This window comes from Rugamonas sp. GW822-FHT03B10 (assembly GCF_058801745.1).
On the sequence record NZ_JBXANP010000045.1, the window covers coordinates 1 to 5,025 of the forward strand.

Below are 5,025 nucleotides of genomic sequence, written 5' to 3' on the forward strand. Positions count from 1 at the left end.
CAGGCGAACGGTGCTGTGACGGTTAAGACCCTGTCGGGCGGCTCCTACGTCGCCACGAGCAACCCGGCGGGGGCGGTAGCACGTGCGAACCAAAACGCAGCCACGCAGCCCCCTACGGTAATTATTCAGGCCACAAGCGGCTCTATGCCGCCAGTGTTGGTCACGACACTCCGTCAATATTCAGGAAACCTAGGGGGGGCGGTAGGTGGCGACGCTAAGTGTGTAGCGGAGTACGGAACAGGTTGGCGCTTCGCTTGGGCGGGAATGCGTTCCGTGATGCCATCAGGTGCGGCTATTGTGAGTTCTTGGGTGCAGTCGACGGCCGGAAACCAATCGTGCCAAAGTTGGACGTCAGGCAGTAATGCTGATACCGGCTCAACTACCAATCCTCTGGCAAATGGCGGTGGCAACGCTCTTTTCGCTCAGAACTGTAATCAGGCTCAACCGGTGACCTGCGCGAACTTCTGATCCCCTCGCCAATCCGGTCGTAACGACGTCGCGCTGGCTGCGGCCCTCTGGACCGCCCTGGCGCTGCCTGCGACCGCTGGACAGATCGACTGGGCACATCAGGCAGGCGCGGTTCAGGCCAATGGTTCTGTAATCGTCAGGAGCCTCTCAGGAGGCACGTACGCCGCGACTAGCAACCCAGCAGGTGGAATTGCTAAAACCAACCAGAATGCGGCGGTCCAACCACCGACTATTCTCATAAACGGAGCCGCGATCCCTTGCTATATCGGAATAGACAAAAATCAAGTTCCGACGCATTGCGAGGTCGGAAAGCCAGTGCAGGGCAGCTTATTCTCCTCCGCTCCCGCTGGCATATATCTGGGCAGGATGCCAGGCACAAATGAAGACGTGGTAGTAGCTTTGAAGGACGATACTCACGGATTAGTGGGCTGGGGATGCTACTTCGTAACCACGTCGGCGCTGTCACAACCATCATATGACGGAGCAACGTATACAGAAGCGTTACATCAGATGTTCGTGGTACCAACAAACTGTACTGTCCGTGGACAGAGCGATCCCAGCGTTCTTCTCTCAGCGGGCAACTACTGCTATAAAATTTCCTATGTCGGGACATGGTACCTGCCCACTTACGAACAGATGCAACTTCTATTCGCCATGCGCGACAAGTTAAGCCTCGATTCGACTGCGAAATACTGGACCTCTACGGACAATCCGAATAGTCCTGTTCAGTTCTCACCTTACGGCGCAACTCATGCGTACTCCATAAATATGGCCGATGGAACAAAGGTGCTTACAGCCAGGAATACGCCTTTGAAATTTCGGTGTGCACGGAATTTGCAGGGCTAAATATAAATTTGATATAAACAGTATAAACGATATATAACGCTGAAGTTCCAACCGATCCGGCGATACCCCACGCACGTTGGGGGCTGTAGGTATAAACGCTATTTGCTACACAGATTTGCAGCCCACAGGACGCCGCCACTCACATAAATAGGGGCGTAGTAAATCTGTGTAGTTCCCCCTGAATAGCCCATGATTGGAATAGAGTCCGTCGCGAATCCGACATAGTAGGTGCCAGAGTAGTATAGATAACCAAACGTGAATCTAGATCCTGCGATATTGAACGTCGTTTCCATAGGCGTCGCATTGCCTGCCCCCGCTTTAGAGAAGACCGAGGTGTAGCCGACAGGGCATGTGGGTATAGCAGTCGTCCCGCTCACAACGAGCGGGACCATTTGGACGTTGGGGCTGCCGGTCGCCTGAATAATAACTGTCGGAGGCTGCGTGGTCGCGTTCTGGTTAGCGCGCGCCACCGCGCCTGTAGGATTGTTTGTGGCAGCGTAGGAGGCGCCAGAAAGGCTTTTGACCGTCACAGCGCCGTTAGCCTGGACTGCCCCGGCCTGGTGCGCCCAGTCGATCGGCGCGGCGGCCGCCGGCAGCGCCATGGCGGCGCTCATGACGGCCGACGCGTATGCCGATCGATTACGACCGGATTGGCGAGGCCGTCAAGGCTCGCCCAGGTAACGCTTGGATTATAGGTTATCTCGTACAAAGAACTGCGCTCCAGTTTCCGGTGCACACAGCTGCTGGGGTTACTGCTGGCCAGGATCCAGAGCTAGAACTAATAGGAAAGGTCTCAGTACCAAACGACACCATCGACCCACCGTTGTAAATCAACGAGAAGCGTGTGCCGCCTACGTTCCAAACCGATGCTGGACAGCCTGCTCCGGATCGAGTGACAGCAGCGATGTATCCGGCGGGGCACGATGGCGGCGTCGCGCTGCCCGACACCATCGGAATCGTCTCTGCGTTGCCAGCCGTTGCGGTTGCTTGAATGATGACGGTAGGCGGCTGCGTGGCGGCATTCTGGTTGACGCGTGCTACGGCACCGGTCGGGTTGTTGATGCCCACGTAGGAGCCGCCAGAAAGGCTCTTAACCGTCACAGCGCCGTTTGCCTGAACCGCGCCCGCCTGGTGCGCCCAGTCGATCGGCGCGGCGGCCGCCGGGATCGCGAGCGCGGCAAGTATAACCGCGGCGCGTGCCGGCGCGCTGCGACCGGATTGGCGAGGCCATCAAAACTGCGAACGAGCGGATGCATCGTGTCAGGATCATTTCGAGCACAAGGTTGCCGCCCACTGAGTAGCGCTCGTCACCTGAGCGACTGCGGGGGCCATGATTGCGCTGGCCACAACTCCATTCGACATGCCTGCTGTAGGTACCGTATCAGCTCCGAACCCAACCCAGTATTGAGAGGTACCAGCATAGATGTAGTAGGAGGCGAAGTTGAAGCGAGAACCTGCGATGTTATAGGTTGGAATGATTGATCCATATCCGGTTCCCGCAGCATTGAAGACGGAGGTATATCCAGTTGGACAGCTGGGAGATAGAAGCGTACCAGCAACTGTAATGGGAACCATTTGCGGACTTGAACCTCCCGTTGCTTGTATAACTACCGTGGGCGGTTGCGTCGCTGCATTCTGGTTCGCACGTGCCACCGCGCCTGCGGGATTGCTGGTCGCGGCGTAGGAGCCGCCAGACAGGCTCCTAACGGCAACGGCACCGTTTGCCTGGACCTGGCCGGACTGGTGTGCCCAGTCCACTTGGCCAGCGGCCGCCGGCACCGACAGCGCGGCGAGGATGGCCGCGGCGCACGTCGACGCGCTGCGACCGGATTGGCGAAGGGATTACGGATAGCATTTTATGGGGCCGACTACTGTCTCGTTCTGGATGACTCCGTAGTCCGTCGATCCAATATTAGCTAAAAACGTCAACCCCCGAAAGGAGACAGTATGTGTATCAGTAGCGAATGGAATCACTCCAAGAGCAAGTCCCAAGATATTCGCTCCACCTGTTCCAGTATGTATTGCAGCAATACCTGTAAATGTGCTTCCTGTTACCTTGCCTACGCCGATATATCGCCCGCCAGACGGGGCATTAAAAATAAAACAATCCGTTCCAAAATTGAAGAACCCGCCACTTGTAGCTTGAATGATGACCGTAGGAGGTTGCGTAGCAGCGTTCTGATTGCCGCGCGCCACCGCGCCGCCGGGGTTGCTGGTGGCGGTATATGAGCCTCCGGACAGGCTCTTGACGATAACAGCGCCGTTCGTCTGGACCTGGCCTGCCTGATGCGCCCAGTCGATCTGGCCGGCTGTTGCCGGCAGCGCCAAGGCGGTCCAGAGGGCCGCAGCGGATGCCGACGCGCTGCGACCGGATTGGCGAGGCAATTAATTGGAGCGAGTCGTCTGGTGCGCCCAGGACAGCGCCTGTGCATCGCAGACGGCCGGGATCGAGCCGGCTAGGCCGCGACGGCATCGACATGCCTATTTTGAACAGATTGACGCTGCCCACGTCTGTCCGGTACACGATGCCTGCGGCCCTATCACGGAATAGTTGCCACCACTGGAAGCGTAGTAATAACCTGAGCCATCCATGATCCATCCAATTCGCCCCGCCCAATTGGGTTGGTTGGTGACTAGGTTCCATCTCGTCCCAGCTGCATTGAAAACCTGATTGCTACTGTCAGGACAATCTGAACCAGTTGCCGCAAATACTCGCGTGTAACCTGCTGGGCAAGTAGGTGCTGTCGTTGTACCGACTATGATCTTAGGAACTGTTTCGCTATACGAACCTGCTGTTGCTTGGATGATTACCGTAGGGGGCTGCGTAGCGGCGTTTTGGTTCGCACGTGACACAGCACCCGCCGGGTTGCGCGAGGCGACGTAGGAGCCGCCAGAAAGGCTTTTGACCGTCACAGCGCCGTTAGCCTGGACTGCCCCGGCCTGGTGCGCCCAGTCGACCGGCGCGGCGGCCGCCGGCAGCGCCAGGGCGGTGGCCAGCACCGCTGCGGCGTGCGCGGCGGCGTTACGACCGGATTGGCGAGGGGATCTAAATTGCCAATGGTTTATCCATCAAAAATTTACGCACGCGAGTCTGTATGTGTTTCCGCATGTGACAGTGGTACTTGCCGACCAAACTGGAAGGGACGATCCGCTAGCGATTAGCACGGGGCCATTTCCACTGCTAGCGGTCCAGTTGCTACAGGAGGCACCAGTTGTCGCATTTGCGATCCAGACATAATTCCCCGTGCCTCCGGATACAGGAACGCCGGATACCAGCTTCCCCATTTCTGCGAACTTCCAGCCAGCACCAAACTCTGCGGCACATTTTGCATCTGCGCCTGAGACGCCTCCCAAATTTCCGGAGTAGACGTTAGCGGTTTGCGCCATCACTGGTGCATTGGTGGCCGCCGTTGCTTGGATAATCACGGTCGGAGGCTGCGTAGTCGCGTTCTGGTTAGCGCGCGCCACCGCACCTGCAGGATTGTTGGTGGCAGCGTAGGAGCCTCCGGACAGGCTCTTGACGGTAACAGCGCCGTTAGCCTGGACCGCGCCCGCCTGGTGCGCCCAGTCGATCGGCGCGGCCGCCGCCGGCAGCGCAGTGGCGCTCGCCAGCAGAGCCGCAGCGCACGTAGACGCGCTGCGACCGGATTGGCGAGGGGATCAAGGGTAGCACTTTGCGCTGCTCGTAATTGCGTCACCGATTATCAGCAC

The 5,025-nt window shown here is 58.1% G+C and carries 2 protein-coding genes; both read right to left on the reverse strand.

From position 1 onward, the window contains the following. Window positions 1-1,412: 1,412 nt before the first annotated feature. Complete coding sequence (locus AC1RQG_RS27735) at window positions 1,413-1,928, reverse strand: hypothetical protein (RefSeq protein WP_493136630.1); 516 nt, start codon at window positions 1,926-1,928, stop codon at window positions 1,413-1,415. 1,228 nt (window positions 1,929-3,156) lie between these two features. Next, window positions 3,157-3,642, reverse strand: coding sequence for a hypothetical protein (locus AC1RQG_RS27740; RefSeq protein WP_493136632.1), 486 nt, complete (start codon window positions 3,640-3,642; stop codon window positions 3,157-3,159). Between the last annotated feature and the right edge of the window lie 1,383 nt (window positions 3,643-5,025).

Excerpts from the sequence above, each read along its gene's own strand:
- AC1RQG_RS27735 (WP_493136630.1), bottom strand. The coding sequence starts at position 1,928 with ATGAGCGCCGCCATGGCGCTGCCGGCGGCCGCCGCGCCGATCGACTGG.